The organism is Desertivirga arenae, from assembly GCF_017355785.1.
Taxonomy (GTDB): domain Bacteria; phylum Bacteroidota; class Bacteroidia; order Sphingobacteriales; family Sphingobacteriaceae; genus Desertivirga; species Desertivirga arenae.
Map to the genome: position 1 here is coordinate 142,756 of NZ_JAFEWE010000014.1, position 15,953 is coordinate 158,708.

Sequence of the window (15,953 nt, forward strand, 5' to 3'; positions counted from 1 at the left end):
AGAATAGTTTATACATTTCCTAATTATTTTCAAATTCTAGATTGATAACTAACCAATCAAGAAAAACAGCTACCAGAACCACGCTCTTTTTAGTTAAATGATTAATTTAGGTGAACGGATTTATAAGGTATTCGTCAAGTAAAGAAGGCTCAGCCGAATCTTAATGTGCCTTTTTCGGTTGTCGTTGTACAAAGCTGAAGAATTATTAAATCACAATAATCTCAAACGGTATCTAGTTTGTCTCATTTTTGAAAGATTTTCTTTTCTTTTAGGTGATAGCTGGTATTATTTTGGTACTACTTATAAATTATTGAACTCGTAACTATTCTTCAAACTTTCAATAATAATAAGTGCAACCTTCGGTGATGAGAATCGGATACTATTGCCACCAAATAAAGATAATTAACTATGGCGATTTGCTTGGAAAGGCTCAAAGGAAAAGGATATTTTGAAAAAATGACCAATGAGAGTATTAGTTACAGGATCGTCGGGTAAGCTTGGTAAAGCAGTTGTGGAGATGTTAAAATCATCCGGAATATCAGTTATTGGTGCAGATTTACTGTCGGCTGACACCACTGACCTTATTCTCGATATTAAAAACAGCAATGAAGTTAACAAAGCTTGTAGCCATGTTGATGCAATAATTCATACCGCAGCAATTCACGGCCGTCATTATGATCTTAACTATCCAAGGGAAGCATTTATAGATACCAACATTTACGGCACCCTTAATTTGCTAAATTCTGCTGTAAAACATAGTGTAAGGCAATTTCTATATATCAGCACCACTTCTATTTATGGTGCGGCTATGGGGAATTCTAGTCATGCCGTCTGGGTAGAGGAAGAACTTGCTGTGGAGCCGCGGGATATTTATGATATTACTAAACAAGCCTCCGAGCAACTTTGTAAAGACTTTTTTTATAAAGAGGGATTGCAAACTTCTGTATACCGGGTAGGAAGATTTCTACCGGAAGAAGCTAATGTGGAAGCTAACCATCGCCTTTATCGTGGTCTCGATGAACGAGACGGGGCCCAAGCTCTGTATTTAGGACTGCAACACCAGTTTGAAAATTTTGAGATTTTCAACATTGCCAGTACCAGCCCTTTTACCAGGGGGGATTTGAAAATACTCAAGGAAAATCCGAAAGAGGCGATTTTAAAACTTTATCCTGAAGCCGAAGCGATATATGCGTCAAGGAACTGGTCCTATCCTGATAGTATCGATCGGTTGTATGTTACGGATAAAGCAAAAAAGGTTTTAGGATTTGAAGCAAAGTATACATTCGATTTTCTGCTGAAGACAATAAGACTTTAAGAAAAGCGAGTACTTCGTATCGCCTCGGCCTAAAGCATAAATTTTTATGTTTTCATTAACTTACCTTAAGTTTAGCATCGAGCCCAGGAACATGCAGGTGTATAGTCAAATTTCCTTCTTCGAAAATTTAACCAGCAAATACTCCTACCAGAACATCGCATTTTCACCTTTCCACAAAATCAGTCTGAACTCCTCGTAATGATTCCCATTCCCTATTGTCTGATTATCCCTGTGACCTTTTCCGAGAAGCAGTTTATGAATAATACCCGTGCAAGAGGCAACCCACAATGTCTTACCATCATCCGAAATGGTCATTCCACTTATCGTTGAACCGAGGAAATGTCTCCAAATTTGCTTCCCGTTTTTGTCTATTGCTTTAATGTATCCTCCAGCATCTCCAAGAATATAGATATCGCCATAAGCCACACCATGATATACTCTCATGCCCTCATCCATTACCTGGAAAAGATCGCTTTCCTGCCAGGGTTCAATGTTCAAACCCTGGAAATCCTCGGATTTCACCCCTATAGTAACCCCGTTATAAAAGTGACAGGAATTGGTGATCAGCTGAGAATCGTCCTGGGCAAACAAGCAAAAATGCGCGTACTCCGATTGCGGACCGATCTCTCCAATCTGTTTACCACTAGGATCTAGAATCCGGTGATTAGAACACTGATCTCCTACTACTACATATTGATTATCAAAAGAAAGGGTTCCATTCTCCATAGCAATATTCGGGTTCCAGTCTTCATCATCGTCATCCTCTGCTTTAACCGGATGAATAAGGAGTTCCTCGTTTTTATCAATTAGATAAATACCTTCAGCCGAAATAATAAGGACCTTGGTTCCATCATTAAATGGAATCAATTCAGTAGGATTAACTTGATTACTAAGTCCAAGTTCAAAAGACGCAATGGTCTCACCTTGCCAGCCATGGGTAGTGGTGATAGTACTGCCATCGTAAAACGCAAATACATTATTACGTTTAGACTTCCCGATTCCCTGAATACTTTCATCAAGCTCAATTAAGCTTTTGCCGTCCAATAAATAAGCCTGTCGCTTTTGCCAGGGAGTCCCGGTGACGAAAACAATTTTATCCGAATCGATATAATGCAAATGCTCAATACTCTGGCCCTGTTTCTCGAAATAAGAAATAAAGGGAGCATGAGCGGGTGGAAAATCCCTCCGGAAATCTTCCACAGTGTTATTCCTGTTTGCTTCTTTTAGCAGATCAACAACTTCCGCTGCCAGGTGATCCCTTTTATCCTCAGGCTCCTCTCCTTTCCAATTATCCCAACCATGTGTTTCTCCAAAACAAACCATCTCATTAATTTGCGATACGTACTGCTCCCCCAAGGAATTCCACTCCTCTTTAAGGTTTGAATTATTTTTCTTCTTATTAAAAAATGGCAGTTTCATTCAGATGAATTTTTGCGATACAAAATATTCAAAAACTCTCATTTTCTATTTAAAGTTCGATTTTTCATATCGAATAAACTTCCATAATCACATTTCCCTATCTTAGACCAGCGAAAGCTTGTTTCAAAATAAATCCAAAGCCTATCAATGAAGTTACTTTGCCCCAATTGTAATAGTCTTATAACTCGTGATAACGTAAACCTTAGAACTAGCATTTGCTACTGTACTTCTTGCGACGAATTCTTTAAGGTATCAGAGTTTCTATCTCCGTTTCAACAGCTCCAGGAAGCAGAAAAACCCTCGCACACGAAGTGGAGCGTTCAGCAAATGGACTCGGAGTATGTAGTAAGCCGGCAACCAAGTGGCTGGTCAGGTGCTAACATTACCCTTTTCTGTATAGCCGTATTTAGCCTGCCTTTCTTTGCTTTCAGTGAACCAGAAATAAAGCCCTGGTCTTTTCTAGTACTTTGCCTAACAACCTTGTCCTTCATTTATTATTTCAACTTAAAACATGAAGTGATTATTAGCTCAAATGAGCTACTTTTTATAAAACGCGTTTTCAAATATAATTGGATAAAGCGAAGAGCTTATACCGACTGGGAACGAGTACGAGTAGAGACAGAAGACAGGGAAGATGCAAAAGTCTACTCTATCCGCCTTTATTTCTCCAAAAGCGAGCCGGTCAGTCTGCCAGAAGGGAAAGAGTTAGAAGAACAACAATGGCTCGCAAAGGAATTATACAAGATCAAGGACGAATGTGCCCTGGAGCGAGCAAAGGCGGGTATGCAGCTATAGAACCTTCAACCAGGTTCCCTAAGCTGCAATCTTGACCGGAAAACACCACTTTGAGCAATTTCCCTATATCATGATACTTATCAAGACAGTAATAAAAAAAATTAAAACCAGTTTTCTTCTCTTTATTACGCCTCTTTCGTCAATCTTAATCTTTGCAAGTCCGGAGCCAACCAAGGTTCTCGATCTGGAAAGCTTCTCTATAGTGATCCCAAAGAGTTATAGCTATAAAAAGCACACTGGGGAAGATTCATTTATTGGTGAACTGGTGACAACAAAAAAGCAAAGCATTGTTTTTGACTTCAGTTGGGAAGGCTATGCGAATTCGCTTCTTCCCACTGCTGAGGAATACCTTCAAACCGAAGAATGGATGCCCTCCTGCCCTTTTTGTGTTCATGGAGTTCAGTATACACTTGCAGAACATGTACAGCGAGTAAAGGCAAGAGAAATGAAAGAAAGAGGAATAAAGGATAGCTCCCTGGTACATGTAGAACCTTTTATACGTCCCGAAAAACGAATTAGCCTTCCAACCCCAGAACAAAGGATTAAATATAGCCAAGCAGATTATATTGCAACATTAACCAATAAAGATAGCTCTATTATTATACCGGTTTCCATTCCCGAAGTCGTAAAACAACATCATATTCAGGTAGATACGACAGACGCATATTTCATCAAAACTATTTATCCTAAAGCTGGCGGTAAGGGGATGACAGGTCTTTATATCAGAGGTAGAAAAAATAGTTTGACATTTAATATCGTAGGTATGAATCTGGACGAGAAGGAACAGAAGGAAGTTTTAGAGGCATTTGCAACAGTTAGAGTTAGGGATCGAAAGGCGTTGAAATAATTGCCTTATAGTAAATTGTCGCTGCGCCGGAGCAATAATAGGTACTTCTAAAAAATGGATGACCATACCCTTTAAATTTCAACACTTTCCACTACATTAGTATAACCTTAAAATTTCGCCAATCTTTCCTTGACATTACAATTTATATCAAACAAAGAAAGACTCTATAATAAGATAGTCAACGTCGCTATTATCAACTTCGCCATTTTTGGAGTTTTAACAGGGATATTGGATCTAATTAAGATTGGTATTATAGAAGCACTGAGTGTCTTTACTTTATTGGTAGCGATCTTAACTCTTCCTGTCGGTGCAATTGCTGCATTTAGTAAGCTTTTCCTTAATAATCGTATCAGGATTGAGCCAGAGGCTATTAGTCAATTGTCGCTTAATATTGGGGAACAGGATTTTGTAGATAGGAACTACGACAAGGTTAAGAATAGTGGCAATTGGATAAGTATTGGAGGAACAAAGTTTGAGCTTGGAGCACGGGATGCGTCATTTGTCGCTGAAGTATTAAGGGATCAATCCACTCTAATCCTTCGCAACGAATCCAAAGTCTTTTTACTTGACGAACCTTCTTATAGCCTATTTAAGGAGGTAGCGCAATCAATGTGGGGATTATGATACTAAAAAAATGAAGTTTTTTATTCTTATAATTGGAATAGCTTAACTTAAAGGAAAGAATAAGTGCTACCCGAACAACATCCTCTGTAAGGCCCTATTACTCCGTTATCTATTATGCCCTGGCAATACCTCTCTTAATCCTTGTTATTGTAAGTAAGAAATTTCGAGGTGGACCTTGTACACCAGGGGAAGACCTCATAATTGCTCTCCTTTTTGGGATTGTAGCCTTGGTGTTGTTTTTTCGAGACTTGTACAAGATCTATAAAAGAACAGTCAACTGGCTCTCATTTGCATTGAATATTTTTGCCATAATTATTTGGATATCGCTACTTTATTTATATTGGTAGACATTGACATTATTGATTCAACTTTTGCGTTGATCATTAAAATCCATAAAGAAGGTACCAGAATTAAATAGGCTTACAGAGTAGGTAACAGATCTTATCAAAGGAGCCTATTTTTCCCTGAGAAATTTTCGCTGAATACCGTTGCAACGTTTTATAAATTTCGGGGCTATTATTGGCGGGAAAGACCTGGCGTAGGAAGTTTTAATATCACCAGGAGTACGACAAAGTGGACGCTAAAACGGTCTGAATGGATTTGAACTTAATATTTAAATAGAAAAAGATATGACTGGAAAACCACAATGGTATTTAATCGAATCTGAAGACGACTATAACAATGCTGTTTCCAGGTATGAACAGGTCAAACGTACATCAAAAGGCTCTGATGAACATAAAGAAAAGCTTTTACTAGCGCACCTCATTTCGCAGTACGAAAAATCGCAGGAAGATCTTCCGGAAGTAGATCCAGTGGAGCTGATAAAAATCAGAATGGAAGATTTTGGATATAAACCTGCAGACCTGGCAAAAGAATCCTAATTTCTTCTACCCCCCTATTCATACTCACTCTTCCATTTTATTCTCTTTTTCATCTGCTCGTAAGTAAAGTTTCCAATAAGCTCAACTTTCCCTTCAGAGTTTATATAGCCTTGCTCCTTACATACTATATCATAATGGTGACAAGCACTTTTCTCATCCGGGTGTTTATCCCAGGGAACCATTTTACATTTTCGTCCAATCAAAGCTTTCCCCTTATGAAAAGAGCTTGCGATTTCAAACTGAGGTTTAATCACAACTTTTCCGAGATAGTTGGCAAAACCAATTTTTCCAGAAGCATCAACAATTCTGATTTTGCCTTCCCTTAATTCGTCGGGACTTGGTTCACCAAAACTTGTGTTATAAACTTTAAACAGAATCTTTTCGTTGATGTCTATTGCGGCCCAACCCTTTACTCCTTTGATACCAAAAACTGCGAAATAGCCAGGCCTAAATCCACTTAAACACATGGTGTATCTTGCCGTATCCAGTTTTTTAACCGTTTTTCCCTTATCATCAACCAGATAGTACTGAGACTTCCAGTCCTTTCCCGTTACTGCTTTAACTGTAAATTTTTGTTGCGCCTGTACTACTGCAGATAATATTAGAAATAGTAACCATAAGATTCTAAGAAACCTCATACCATTAATAGACTTTCCGATTTCCAATATCGGAAAAGAAAATCTTTTACTTCACTTCCCTCGCCGGCATCTTCTCCATAAACTGAATCTGCCTTGGATCATAAACCTCCATTTGAGGCCGTCCTTTATATTCCGTGATCTTTCCTTCAACTGCAATGTATTTACCCTTATATACCTCTTCAGGAGCTGATGAAAAGTTCTTTCTTGCTTCGCCTTTAATCACAATGGTTAATTTCTGGTTAGGATAGTTACCGCCAAGGTTTAAGAAAGTGATGGGGGTATTACCAGCAATAAAACGGGTACTGTAAACAGAATCGGCAACCCTCATGGAATCGCCAATGTGCTGGGTAACCTTATCTGCGGCGATAAACTTTATTCTTTCGGTAGCTGCCTGCGTTGGTCGTGGATAAGAAGGTGGTGCCTGGATTTGAGCCATCACCCCTTTTGCAACTATTACCAGGAGCAGAATAAAAATCAGTTTTTTCATCATGGTAAAAATACCTTTCATTTCGTTTTGTTTCTAATTGATGTAATTGTAAACTATATTGTTCCTAATAAAAATATTTGTATATTAGTACTGTCTTTCAAGACATTTCTTCATGTCACATAAAGTACAGAAGTACTTTAATGACCTTCTTTTACTCCTCTTCGTCTTTTATTCGACTCCGCTTTTACTGTTCTTCCAGACTGCTTCGGGAACGCTTCGGGAACGCTTTTACTTTTCTTTTACTCCGCTTCGTCTAAAGTGGGCCAAGACTCGGAGGAGAGTCGTCTGAGAGACGGAGGGACTCCGAATCAGTCTACAAGCATTCCCAAACACGGGTAAGAAAAAAGACTACTCCCCTATATCCAACACTCTCATTTTCTCCTCAAACACTTCTGCAGCTTCCTCCAGCAGCCCCTTCGTTCGCTCCATTAGTACAGCAAGCTGCTTGTCACTTACTATAAAATCAGAAGTATACCGAGAATCAAGGTAAACATGCTCTAACAGATCCAAAATTTCCTTGTCTTCCTCAGTCTCATCAGGAAAGTAGTCCAGAAGACTTGGAGCAATGCGACGGATATGAGTTTTCAGTGCCCTTAATGAATGCGTTTTCTGGTCCCTCCCATAAAAGGCACGAGTAAGCCAGCGGTAGCACTGTTCAATGGTCTGTTGCAGCATAAAGGTTGCCATGGTATTCTCCCTTCCTGCAGCGTACATGGAGGCTCCCTGGTAAAACAAACTGGAAAGCTTTTTACCAGCCTCAAAGGTGACCGATGCTCTTTGCCTTGTAGCAAGCAAGGAAGCAAATGAAACCTTGGGAAGCTTGGATGCAGTTCTATTGTACACCAGGTTCTTATAACAACAATGCGTTAGGTAAAAGAACTCCCCCTTGTATAACAGCTCCTTTAGCTGACCCCAATTAAGCAACGAACAGGAAATAGAAGCACAGCAGGCAGTAGCAAAATCAAGCACAGGCTCTAGTTCGCGGAAGGACTGACCAGGAGAACCGGCCAATACCAGCACAAAATCGTACCAATGGGGAAAACAGTCTGTTCGCTTCTCCACCATAAATACCATATCAGGCTTGACTACACGAACCAGGAACTCCAGTACTGCCTGCTCCTGATCCAGCTCATTTTCGATTGGGAAAGTCTGGAGGTTTTCCAGCAGATGCAATGGCGACAGGTCAGCAGGTGGATTAGAGCGTTCTTCAGATAGATAAACTGTTTCCATTCCCCTATTCCTCCTTTCTGTGCCAGTCCTGCGGATTCAATTGAACAGTATCCAAGAATTCCCCCTCCCTATTCATTCTCTGTGCCGGTGCTGCCTCCAATAGATAGATTACATGTGATTCGATTGCTTTATTAAGCTTTTTATTACCTTCTCCAGAGACTTCCTCCTCCAGGCTCAGGCCTCCAGGAGATTCATTGTGATTAAGAGCAGTTTGCGACGTGGGTTCCATATGCAGGTCATTTATTGTTGATTTTCGATCTCCTTCCCTGTCATGGAATTAGTAATACATAGAATCTCCTTGGCACATCGTCAACATCCTTAGGTATTTATTAATTCCCTCCTTTTCCTTGCAATACTAATTTCGGCAGAGAGAAAGCGGTACCCCACTAATTATACTGGTGTTTTACTCATTTGTCTGGATATATTACTTTCGAAGTCAAAATGAGGATAAATTTCATTCTAAATAGCAATAAATAGACCTTGGTAACCTCATACAAAATTTGCTCCTTTCAAATAAATCTTCAAGGGCTAATACACGTCCAATTAATAATAACTGTCGTAGGTAAGATACCTGTTATGGCCCTTCTCCGGCAGGTGCCTTGCAAACAAAGAAAATAATAAGGGTCTTCAACTGAAATGAATCAGGGCACTTTTATTTGGAATATGGAAACACTGTGATTTCTTCCTTCCCCTCCTTGTTCTTTTCCTTCAACGCGACCTCTAGTTTGTCGGGGGCTTTTAAGGTGTAACTTAGCTCAGTTCCATCTGCGCCTCTAAAAACAGCGTGGTTCTTCTTTAAACTAATGAGAGGATAAGGGTTGGGAGTATCTTTTTCTTCCCAGCCAACACTTCCCGGGTTGAAGTGCCGGAGATACATAACCGGTACCAGACCTTTCTGTTCGATCACTACAAATTCATAAAAGACAATTTTGCCATCTTTAACACAGCGATAGCTGCTGATCATATTATCACCCATTGGAGCACCCCAGAATTCTTCCATATCTCCCCACTGGTGTTTTAATTGCCATTTGCCTTGCATGAAGCTGAGGTCTTTTATTTCTGCCTTGAATTCCTGCGCTTTAACATGCAGTGATAGAAAAAGAAAAAGGAGGGTTAAGGTAGTAAGGCTTGTTGAATGTTGTTTCATAAGACATGCGGTTTATCAAATATAATTAATTCCTCTATTGAAAGACGAGTAATTTATTCAGGTAGATTAACTTACCAAAGCCACGTGAGTAAGATTCTACTCCAGAAAATCAGGATAAATTTCTTTAGCAGCCCGATCCCCTTCCCTATCATTGCACTATTGCACCGGCCTCCAAACGGATGGCTCCGGCTTCGACCCTGTCATTAGCTCCATCATATAGAACAGAAACTCATTTTGTGTTTTACCACTATCCTCCACTAGTTTCTTAAACGACATATTGGCCAGGGGAAACAAAGAAGTAAGGTTAAATCGCCATTTCGAATCTTCTTTGTAGAAGTGGATGAAAAAAGGAACTGCTTTACCTTTTGAGACAAGTTGTCCTTTTGCAAAATCTCCAGCGATCGTGACGTCTCCAATAGAGTTGTCTGAAACCGACGACTTTCCTACCATTCCAGATTCAATAGCATATAGAAATAAATCGGTGCCTTGCATTTTAAGAATTTCTTCTTTCGAAAGTTTATGCCGGATAACCAACACTGTAAACTTGTCTACTACAGAAAGTTTGTTCACCCCAACACTGTCGAGCATTTTAGTCTTTACCAGCATCTCCTGGTAGTATTTTTTGGTCCTCGAATCTACCTCTGCTAAGGCAGCTTTTGCATTGTCGGTTAAAATAGCCTTCTTGTAATTATCAAAGCTAGCTTTAACCAGCTGCTGAGGAGTTTGAGCAAATAATTGTGCTGTAATCAGGAATAAGAAGGTAATTATAATATTCTTAGATATTTTCATTTTTTGTTTTGTGTAACGCAATGACTAAGCTCTTGTCACTCACCGGCCGCATTGCGGGCTATAGGATTCACCAGAATGGGTAAAGATACCAATATGTAGCAGTTATGAAAAAATGCGCCGGGGTTTTCAGAATTCTTACTTATCGCCTGTTTGGTCAATCTTCAGACTCTGGTAAGCCTCTAATTTTTAGGGTTATCGATATGTTCGTTATTTTACTCATTAATGCATTCGCAAAATATGCATTAGCGAAGCGGAGCTTATTCAAAAATGATTACTTTAGGAAGAATTAAAGAATGATGTTCTTCTTTTTAACAAACTTCATTATACTTTTTTTGATACAGAAGCTAAGGAAGACGGGAATTTTAGGTGCTATCCTAATTCCTGTTTTTATCAGTTGTGCTATTTATATTATTTTCGATATCATTACATATCAGGGTTGCTATTACACTACAACTAATGAAAGAAAAACCTAATACCGAAAAGTTGACTTACCTCCGCCCCTACTACGCAGTTATTTATTACATCCTTGCAACTCTTATTTTAGTGTATGTCGAATCAAGCGGCAAGTTTAGATCATATCATGCGCCTAACCTGGACATAGTGCTTCCTTTCTTCTTGTGGATAGCGACACTGGTAATGTTTATTCGTGGACTTTTTAAGATCTACAATGGAACGATTAATTGGATCTCTTTTGGAATGCATGCATTTGTGCTAATTGCCTCCATTCTATATATGGCTTTCCATTAACCCAATCTCCCGCTAAAAAGGAATCTATCTTTAGTCCATCACGATTGCAACTATGCTTAGTCCAGAAACTACTATTCCAATAATTCAGACATTCTTAAAGGAGAATGATAGACTGAAGATGAACTCTATATCTTTTTCAATCCCTGTTCCTAAGTGCCAACTATATATCCTGGATGCGGCAAAACTGCTTATTGCAGATCGAACGAAAAACAATTTTCCGGTAGTATATTTCAGCATTGATAGCCAGACGAAGCAAGGAAGAAAGGCTCTTGCATTAGCAGGACACTGGAGCATTTTTAAGGATTACGAAGTAATATCCAACTCAAAAATCTTCAGTTCTTATAGAGTCTTCACGTCCGATGCGCAATTACTCTTTAAAGAAGTGCTCCATATAATTGATAGTCTCTTTCCATTAGTCAGTAAAGAGCAAGTAATAGTAAATCTGCAAAGGATTGAAGCTCGTTTGACTATCGAAGAATAAGACGTTAGGCTCATTCTATATTATCTATAATAATAGTACCAGGTTCTAGGTTAGAATGGAATATATCTACCATTCGGACATTGCAGGCACTGATAATCCCACATTCCAGCTTCATCCAATTCGAAAGCACCTTCAGCATTTGCAGGAGAGATAAATGTATTTCTTTTCCACATCCCATCCTCTTTATATTTGTACATCAAAGACCTTGTGGTACCATCGGGACGTACGACAATAAACCTGCCTTCTCCGGTTCTCGGATCGGGCCGATAGATTTCATATTTAACCTTCGCAAACATATCGGGTACTTCTTTAAGGATCTGTGATTTGTTGTATTCCTTACTTTTAAGTGCGCGGAGTTCATTCCTGGTTTTTATTCCTGGGATTACTTCTTCGTATTCTACGCATACATTTGAACGGTCTTTTGCATTGCAGTCTGTGCTGTCTTTTGCATATGTAACTGCCGTCCAGCAGATGGCGTCGTTCATTCCAGGAAGGTAGTAGTAGACTACGAAGTTTTCTTTTTTCTCTGTTTCCTGGCGGATCTGCCGCGCAATTTCTATTAAGCTGTCTTTTCCAATTACGTTCTGTAAAACTAGTTTCAAAACAGTACCATGGGGCCCTTCATCCTTGTGAACTACCAAATAGTCTTGGCTGCCTTTTGTGCAATGGGTAAGATTAAATTGTAGTAAAACTAGAAGGTAAAGAAATAGCGGGGCTTTAAATATTTTTTTCATTGATAAGATTTAGGATTGTTTACGGAGATGGGGCTCAGAAGTTTGCTTTATGGAAAAAAGCTATAGAACTTGCCTTATTATCGATATTATTCAGAATATGCCTGGACTGCCATGAGTACAGCCTATCTGCAACTTTGTGCAACAGCCTTAGCTGTACCATCATTAAAGCCAAGGTAGTATTCCCCATTTTCCAGCAGTCCCAGTAGTGCTTCAACATTTCAAATAAATCCGCTTCCCTGCCCTTGTAATTTTGATGAAGTTCGAACTGGAACTGATCATGAATATGTTTCCTTTCTTCCGGGGTAAGTGGCACCATGGCAAGGTATTTAGCTACTGATCCCCCGCTATCATCCCAAATCATAGATACGGGCTTACCAATTTTAACATAAGTAACGAGGTCATTATATCCGATGGTAATCTTGTTGAGCCCGTTTTCAATTTTAAAAATCATACTCTCATTATTTGGACAGTTCAAAGGTCAATACTTAATGTGCAGTCTTTTTGCGCAGTAAAAATATATTTCGCAGCAAATTCCCTCAGCTTTAAATTTACCTGTTTATTTTACTCATTAGGCAAACTGAGGTTTTATTACACTTCCGAAAAAAATCTATATTTGGGATATGGAAACCTCATCAAAGCCAGCACACATCGGAAGAAAAATCAGTCGCATTCGTGAATTGAGAAATATGAAGCAAGATAGCTTGGCATTCGAATTAGGGGTAAGTCAGCAGACTGTGTCCAGGATGGAAGCAAGTGAGACTGTTGATGATGAGATGCTGGAGAAGGTGGCGAAGGTGTTGGGTGTTAATAAGGAGGTTATTAAGAATTTTAGTGAAGAGGCTGTGTTTAATATTATAGGCAATACGGTAAACAATCACGATAACGGATCGCTATTTAACTATTATCCCACATTTAATCCTCTTGATAAATTGATGGAAGCCATTGAGGAAAACAAGTCTCTTTACGAAGAAAATAAAAAGCTTTACGAGCGTTTGTTACAGAGCGAAAAAGAGAAGGTGGAGATATTGATGAAGAGCAACAGTAAGCCTTAATCTGAATCCTAAACATATCCATGCAAATAATCCAAACCAGCGAAATAAGTCTATCACAAAAAGAATATTTCCAACTATTACTAAAGAAGTATTTTACTAGTCGCAGCAATCTTTACCTGTTAATTGCTCCTGCCCTTCTTCTACTCCAATATACCAGTAAAGGTTTTTTGGATAATGTGGATCGGTTCGTTTTGTTCCTGGTTATTAGCTACCCAGTTTACTTAGTCATTTACTTTTATCGTTTTTCCCATTCCAAAGAAAATAGAGCTGTACTTACCAGGAGAACCTTTAGCATCACATCAGAAGAGCTGAGTGCCGCCATGGAAGACGGTGGAAGTTCTATTATCAAAATGAACAACTTTGTTAAGATCTATAAAACTAAAGAATACGCCTTGCTTTACCTGCTTAAGAATTCTTTCATCTATTTACCTAAATCAGCTTTTGGCTCCGAGGAGGAATACAAAACAGTGTTATCTTGGGTGAAGGCCAAGATTGAGATAAAGAAGTGATAGCTGCTATTAAATACTTAACACAATGAGTAAAGCACCTGATAACGAAAATTCAAACTCGCTACGCCCCTACTACACAGCAATATATTATTCAATTACAATACCGCTGTTAATATATGTTATTGTAAGTAAGAAGTTTCGAGGAGGTCCCTGTACTCCAGGGGAAGATATTATGCTGGCTCTCCTTTTTGGAGTTGCGACCTTAGTGATGTTTTCCCGAGGGTTGTACAAGATCTATAATGCAACGGTTACCTGGCTCTCATTTGCGTTGAATATTCTTGCCATAGTGATTTGGATAACGCTCGTTTTCTTTTATAGGTAGGAATCTATTCAGCTTTGGTACAGTAGGCCCTTATTTGTAATAATAGTACCAATTACTCTGATAGTTATTATCAAAGTTTTCTTTACTATCTAGATTAACCCAAAAGTCCTCCTGTTTGTAATACCCGAACTCATCATATGGTTTCAACAGTTCATAATACCTGTTGGACCAATCCTTGTGAAGGTCGCTCCTCTCGTATTGCGTAACCTGCTCTTTAGTAAATAAGAAAAATATAGTTGCAGCACCAGCTCGGCTAATAGTCCAAAGAAGATCTTCTTGTCCTATTTCTTTCTTTAGTTTCTCCAGCCTATCTGAAGGAATACTATCATTAGTCTCTGCTTTGGCAAAAGCCTCATAAGAAGAATAAGATGTCCATAAGGTTCGCCTTCTTAAACTCAGGAAGCGAAACGTTAAAACAATGCCTGATAATAATGACTGTTTACTGAACATGTGTTTCCTAATTGCCGACCAGTAATCTAAATTAGGTGCCTTCGTCCTATTCTGACAATTGAGGAGACGTTGTTTCTCGCATATTCGTACCTCATGTTCATACTTGAAACATATTTTTAAAGTTGGTTCTCTTTTGGTTCCTTCAAAACTGAAACAAATATTAATTGGCATGACAGCATAATTTTTGAAAATACGGCCCGCAAGTTCTGTGAAATGAGGCGCCATCTGTGTAGTTCCCCTGAGAATTTCTCTTGTTTCGAAGTTTAGCTTATCCGTGTAAAATTTCGTCAAAATGGTAAGTAATAAAGTACCCAGTGAAATGGTGAAAACTAAAAGTCAATATTTTTTTATTATAGTTATAATTTGATTAAAAATATTTACGATATTTCTCATCTCAAGTACTTGTCACAATGGACTTTAAAGATGCAATTCTGCAATTCGCCTCTAGAGTAGAGAAGCTTTGCCCACAAATTCAAACCGAAGAAGCAACCAAAAACGCCTTAATTATGCCCTTTATTCAACTTCTTGGGTATGATGTATTCAACCCGTTCGAAGTAAGTCCGGAATTTATTGCGGATATAGGGATAAAGAAAGGTGAGAAAGTTGACTATGCAATTCTCAAGGATGAGAAACCAATCATTCTGGTAGAATGCAAGCATTACAAAGAAAACCTAGACCCTCATAATTCTCAACTCTTCCGCTACTTTCACACCACAGAAGCTAAGTTCGGCCTGCTTACCAATGGAATTACTTTCAGATTTTATACAGACCTGGTAACTCCAAATAAAATGGATGAGAAACCGTTCTTCGAATTCAAGATCACCGAGATACGGGACAACGAAATTTCTGAACTTAAGAAGTTCCACAAATCTTATTTCGACCTAGAAAGTATTACGAATACTGCTAGTGAGCTTAAGTTCCTGAACGAGATCAAAACGTTATTAGCAAATGAGATGATAAGTCCATCAGAAGACTTTGTAAGATATTTTGCTAAGAAAACTTACCCAAGCGTTGTTACAGCTAAGGTATTAGAGCAATTTACTCCTATCACTAAAAAGGCCTTCAATCTGCTAATGAATGATACTATCAACGACAGGTTGAAAACAGCGCTAAACGCCGAAGTGCAAAACGAAGAACCGCTAACTTCCGATTCTGTTGATACTGAAACAATAACAGAAAAGAGCCTGATAGTAACCACAGAGGAGGAAAAGGAAGCGTTCTTTATAATAAAGGCTATCTTACGTCAGAAGGTTGACTCTAAAAGAATTGTTATGAGGGACGCACAGAGCTATTGTGCAATTCTGTTTGACGATAATAACCGAAAGACAATATGCAGACTGAACCTGGATGGAAAGAAGAAAACAATTGAGATAGCTGCCGCTGATAAAAAGTTTATTAAAACGGAGATTCAAGGGGTGGATGACATCTATACATTATCCGACTCTTTGAATGAGGCTGTAAGTTTGTATTTATAAATTCTTGCGGA

At 38.8% G+C, this 15,953-nt stretch carries 21 protein-coding genes; 11 read left to right on the plus strand and 10 right to left on the minus strand.

Going from position 1 to position 15,953, the window contains the following annotated elements:
* The first annotated feature begins 463 nt into the window (after positions 1 to 463).
* Entirely contained in the window at positions 464 to 1,315 is an 852-nt protein-coding gene (locus J4N24_RS20935; RefSeq protein ID WP_207535683.1) for an NAD-dependent epimerase/dehydratase family protein, read from the plus strand.
* A 144-nt stretch (positions 1,316 to 1,459) separates the two neighbouring features.
* Here the strand turns inward: J4N24_RS20935 and J4N24_RS20940 are convergent, their stop codons facing one another.
* Entirely contained in the window at positions 1,460 to 2,734 is a 1,275-nt protein-coding gene (locus tag J4N24_RS20940; protein ID WP_207535684.1) for a PQQ-binding-like beta-propeller repeat protein, read from the minus strand.
* A gap of 147 nt (positions 2,735 to 2,881) precedes the next feature.
* Here J4N24_RS20940 and J4N24_RS20945 point away from each other — a divergent pair, with 147 nt between their 5' ends.
* The 4 genes from J4N24_RS20945 to J4N24_RS20960 all read left to right on the plus strand — a co-directional run bounded on the left by J4N24_RS20945 (position 2,882) and on the right by J4N24_RS20960 (position 5,881).
* Complete coding sequence (locus J4N24_RS20945; protein ID WP_207535685.1) at positions 2,882 to 3,529, plus strand: hypothetical protein; 648 nt, start codon at positions 2,882 to 2,884, stop codon at positions 3,527 to 3,529.
* Positions 3,530 to 3,599: 70 nt separating this feature from the next.
* Positions 3,600 to 4,376 carry a hypothetical protein gene (locus J4N24_RS20950; RefSeq protein WP_207535686.1) on the plus strand — a complete coding sequence of 259 codons (777 nt, stop codon included), beginning with the start codon at positions 3,600 to 3,602 and terminating at the stop codon, positions 4,374 to 4,376.
* A 129-nt stretch (positions 4,377 to 4,505) separates the two neighbouring features.
* On the plus strand, positions 4,506 to 5,000 hold the full coding sequence (locus J4N24_RS20955; RefSeq protein ID WP_207535687.1) for a hypothetical protein: 495 nt from the start codon (positions 4,506 to 4,508) through the stop codon (positions 4,998 to 5,000).
* Between the two features lie 629 nt (positions 5,001 to 5,629).
* On the plus strand, positions 5,630 to 5,881 hold the full coding sequence (locus tag J4N24_RS20960) for a hypothetical protein (protein WP_207535688.1): 252 nt from the start codon (positions 5,630 to 5,632) through the stop codon (positions 5,879 to 5,881).
* A gap of 14 nt (positions 5,882 to 5,895) precedes the next feature.
* Here J4N24_RS20960 and J4N24_RS20965 read toward each other — a convergent pair whose 3' ends face one another.
* The 6 genes from J4N24_RS20965 to J4N24_RS20990 all read right to left on the minus strand — a co-directional run bounded on the left by J4N24_RS20965 (position 5,896) and on the right by J4N24_RS20990 (position 10,172).
* Positions 5,896 to 6,519, minus strand: coding sequence for a WG repeat-containing protein (locus J4N24_RS20965; protein WP_207535690.1), 624 nt, complete (start codon positions 6,517 to 6,519; stop codon positions 5,896 to 5,898).
* Positions 6,520 to 6,565: 46 nt separating this feature from the next.
* Positions 6,566 to 7,027, minus strand: a complete 462-nt coding sequence (locus J4N24_RS20970; RefSeq protein ID WP_207535692.1) for a hypothetical protein — start codon at positions 7,025 to 7,027, stop codon at positions 6,566 to 6,568.
* Positions 7,028 to 7,354: 327 nt separating this feature from the next.
* Complete coding sequence (locus J4N24_RS20975; protein WP_207535693.1) at positions 7,355 to 8,236, minus strand: HEPN domain-containing protein; 882 nt, start codon at positions 8,234 to 8,236, stop codon at positions 7,355 to 7,357.
* 4 nt (positions 8,237 to 8,240) lie between these two features.
* On the minus strand, positions 8,241 to 8,465 hold the full coding sequence (locus J4N24_RS20980; RefSeq protein ID WP_207535695.1) for a hypothetical protein: 225 nt from the start codon (positions 8,463 to 8,465) through the stop codon (positions 8,241 to 8,243).
* A gap of 423 nt (positions 8,466 to 8,888) precedes the next feature.
* Positions 8,889 to 9,383 (minus strand): DUF6265 family protein, encoded by a 495-nt coding sequence (locus J4N24_RS20985; RefSeq protein WP_207535697.1) that lies wholly within the window; start codon positions 9,381 to 9,383, stop codon positions 8,889 to 8,891.
* Positions 9,384 to 9,539: 156 nt separating this feature from the next.
* Positions 9,540 to 10,172 (minus strand): hypothetical protein, encoded by a 633-nt coding sequence (locus tag J4N24_RS20990; RefSeq protein ID WP_207535698.1) that lies wholly within the window; start codon positions 10,170 to 10,172, stop codon positions 9,540 to 9,542.
* Positions 10,173 to 10,628: 456 nt separating this feature from the next.
* Between J4N24_RS20990 and J4N24_RS20995 the strand changes: the two genes are divergently transcribed.
* Together J4N24_RS20995 and J4N24_RS21000 are read left to right on the plus strand one after the other, a co-directional pair.
* On the plus strand, positions 10,629 to 10,919 hold the full coding sequence (locus tag J4N24_RS20995; RefSeq protein WP_207535699.1) for a hypothetical protein: 291 nt from the start codon (positions 10,629 to 10,631) through the stop codon (positions 10,917 to 10,919).
* Between the two features lie 52 nt (positions 10,920 to 10,971).
* The gene (locus tag J4N24_RS21000; RefSeq protein WP_207535701.1) at positions 10,972 to 11,400 is read left to right on the plus strand and encodes a hypothetical protein; all 429 of its coding nucleotides are present in this window, start codon (positions 10,972 to 10,974) and stop codon (positions 11,398 to 11,400) included.
* A 50-nt stretch (positions 11,401 to 11,450) separates the two neighbouring features.
* On the opposite strand, the gene J4N24_RS21005 is transcribed toward J4N24_RS21000, so the two are convergent.
* A complete protein-coding gene (locus tag J4N24_RS21005) occupies positions 11,451 to 12,134 on the minus strand; it encodes a hypothetical protein (protein ID WP_207535702.1) in 684 nt (227 codons plus the stop codon).
* A 34-nt stretch (positions 12,135 to 12,168) separates the two neighbouring features.
* Positions 12,169 to 12,585: a hypothetical protein gene (locus J4N24_RS21010; protein ID WP_207535704.1), complete on the minus strand. Its 417-nt coding sequence runs from the start codon at positions 12,583 to 12,585 to the stop codon at positions 12,169 to 12,171.
* Between the two features lie 169 nt (positions 12,586 to 12,754).
* Here J4N24_RS21010 and J4N24_RS21015 point away from each other — a divergent pair, with 169 nt between their 5' ends.
* The 3 genes from J4N24_RS21015 to J4N24_RS21025 are packed head-to-tail and all read left to right on the plus strand — an operon-like array spanning position 12,755 to position 14,017.
* The gene (locus tag J4N24_RS21015; protein WP_207535706.1) at positions 12,755 to 13,186 is read left to right on the plus strand and encodes a helix-turn-helix domain-containing protein; all 432 of its coding nucleotides are present in this window, start codon (positions 12,755 to 12,757) and stop codon (positions 13,184 to 13,186) included.
* Between the two features lie 20 nt (positions 13,187 to 13,206).
* A complete protein-coding gene (locus tag J4N24_RS21020) occupies positions 13,207 to 13,695 on the plus strand; it encodes a YcxB family protein (RefSeq protein ID WP_207535708.1) in 489 nt (162 codons plus the stop codon).
* A 25-nt stretch (positions 13,696 to 13,720) separates the two neighbouring features.
* Positions 13,721 to 14,017, plus strand: a complete 297-nt coding sequence (locus J4N24_RS21025) for a hypothetical protein (RefSeq protein ID WP_207535710.1) — start codon at positions 13,721 to 13,723, stop codon at positions 14,015 to 14,017.
* A gap of 30 nt (positions 14,018 to 14,047) precedes the next feature.
* Here the strand turns inward: J4N24_RS21025 and J4N24_RS21030 are convergent, their stop codons facing one another.
* The gene (locus J4N24_RS21030) at positions 14,048 to 14,758 is read right to left on the minus strand and encodes a hypothetical protein (RefSeq protein ID WP_207535711.1); all 711 of its coding nucleotides are present in this window, start codon (positions 14,756 to 14,758) and stop codon (positions 14,048 to 14,050) included.
* Between the two features lie 119 nt (positions 14,759 to 14,877).
* Here J4N24_RS21030 and J4N24_RS21035 point away from each other — a divergent pair, with 119 nt between their 5' ends.
* Positions 14,878 to 15,942 carry a type I restriction endonuclease gene (locus J4N24_RS21035; protein WP_207535713.1) on the plus strand — a complete coding sequence of 355 codons (1,065 nt, stop codon included), beginning with the start codon at positions 14,878 to 14,880 and terminating at the stop codon, positions 15,940 to 15,942.
* Positions 15,943 to 15,953 lie beyond the last annotated feature (11 nt).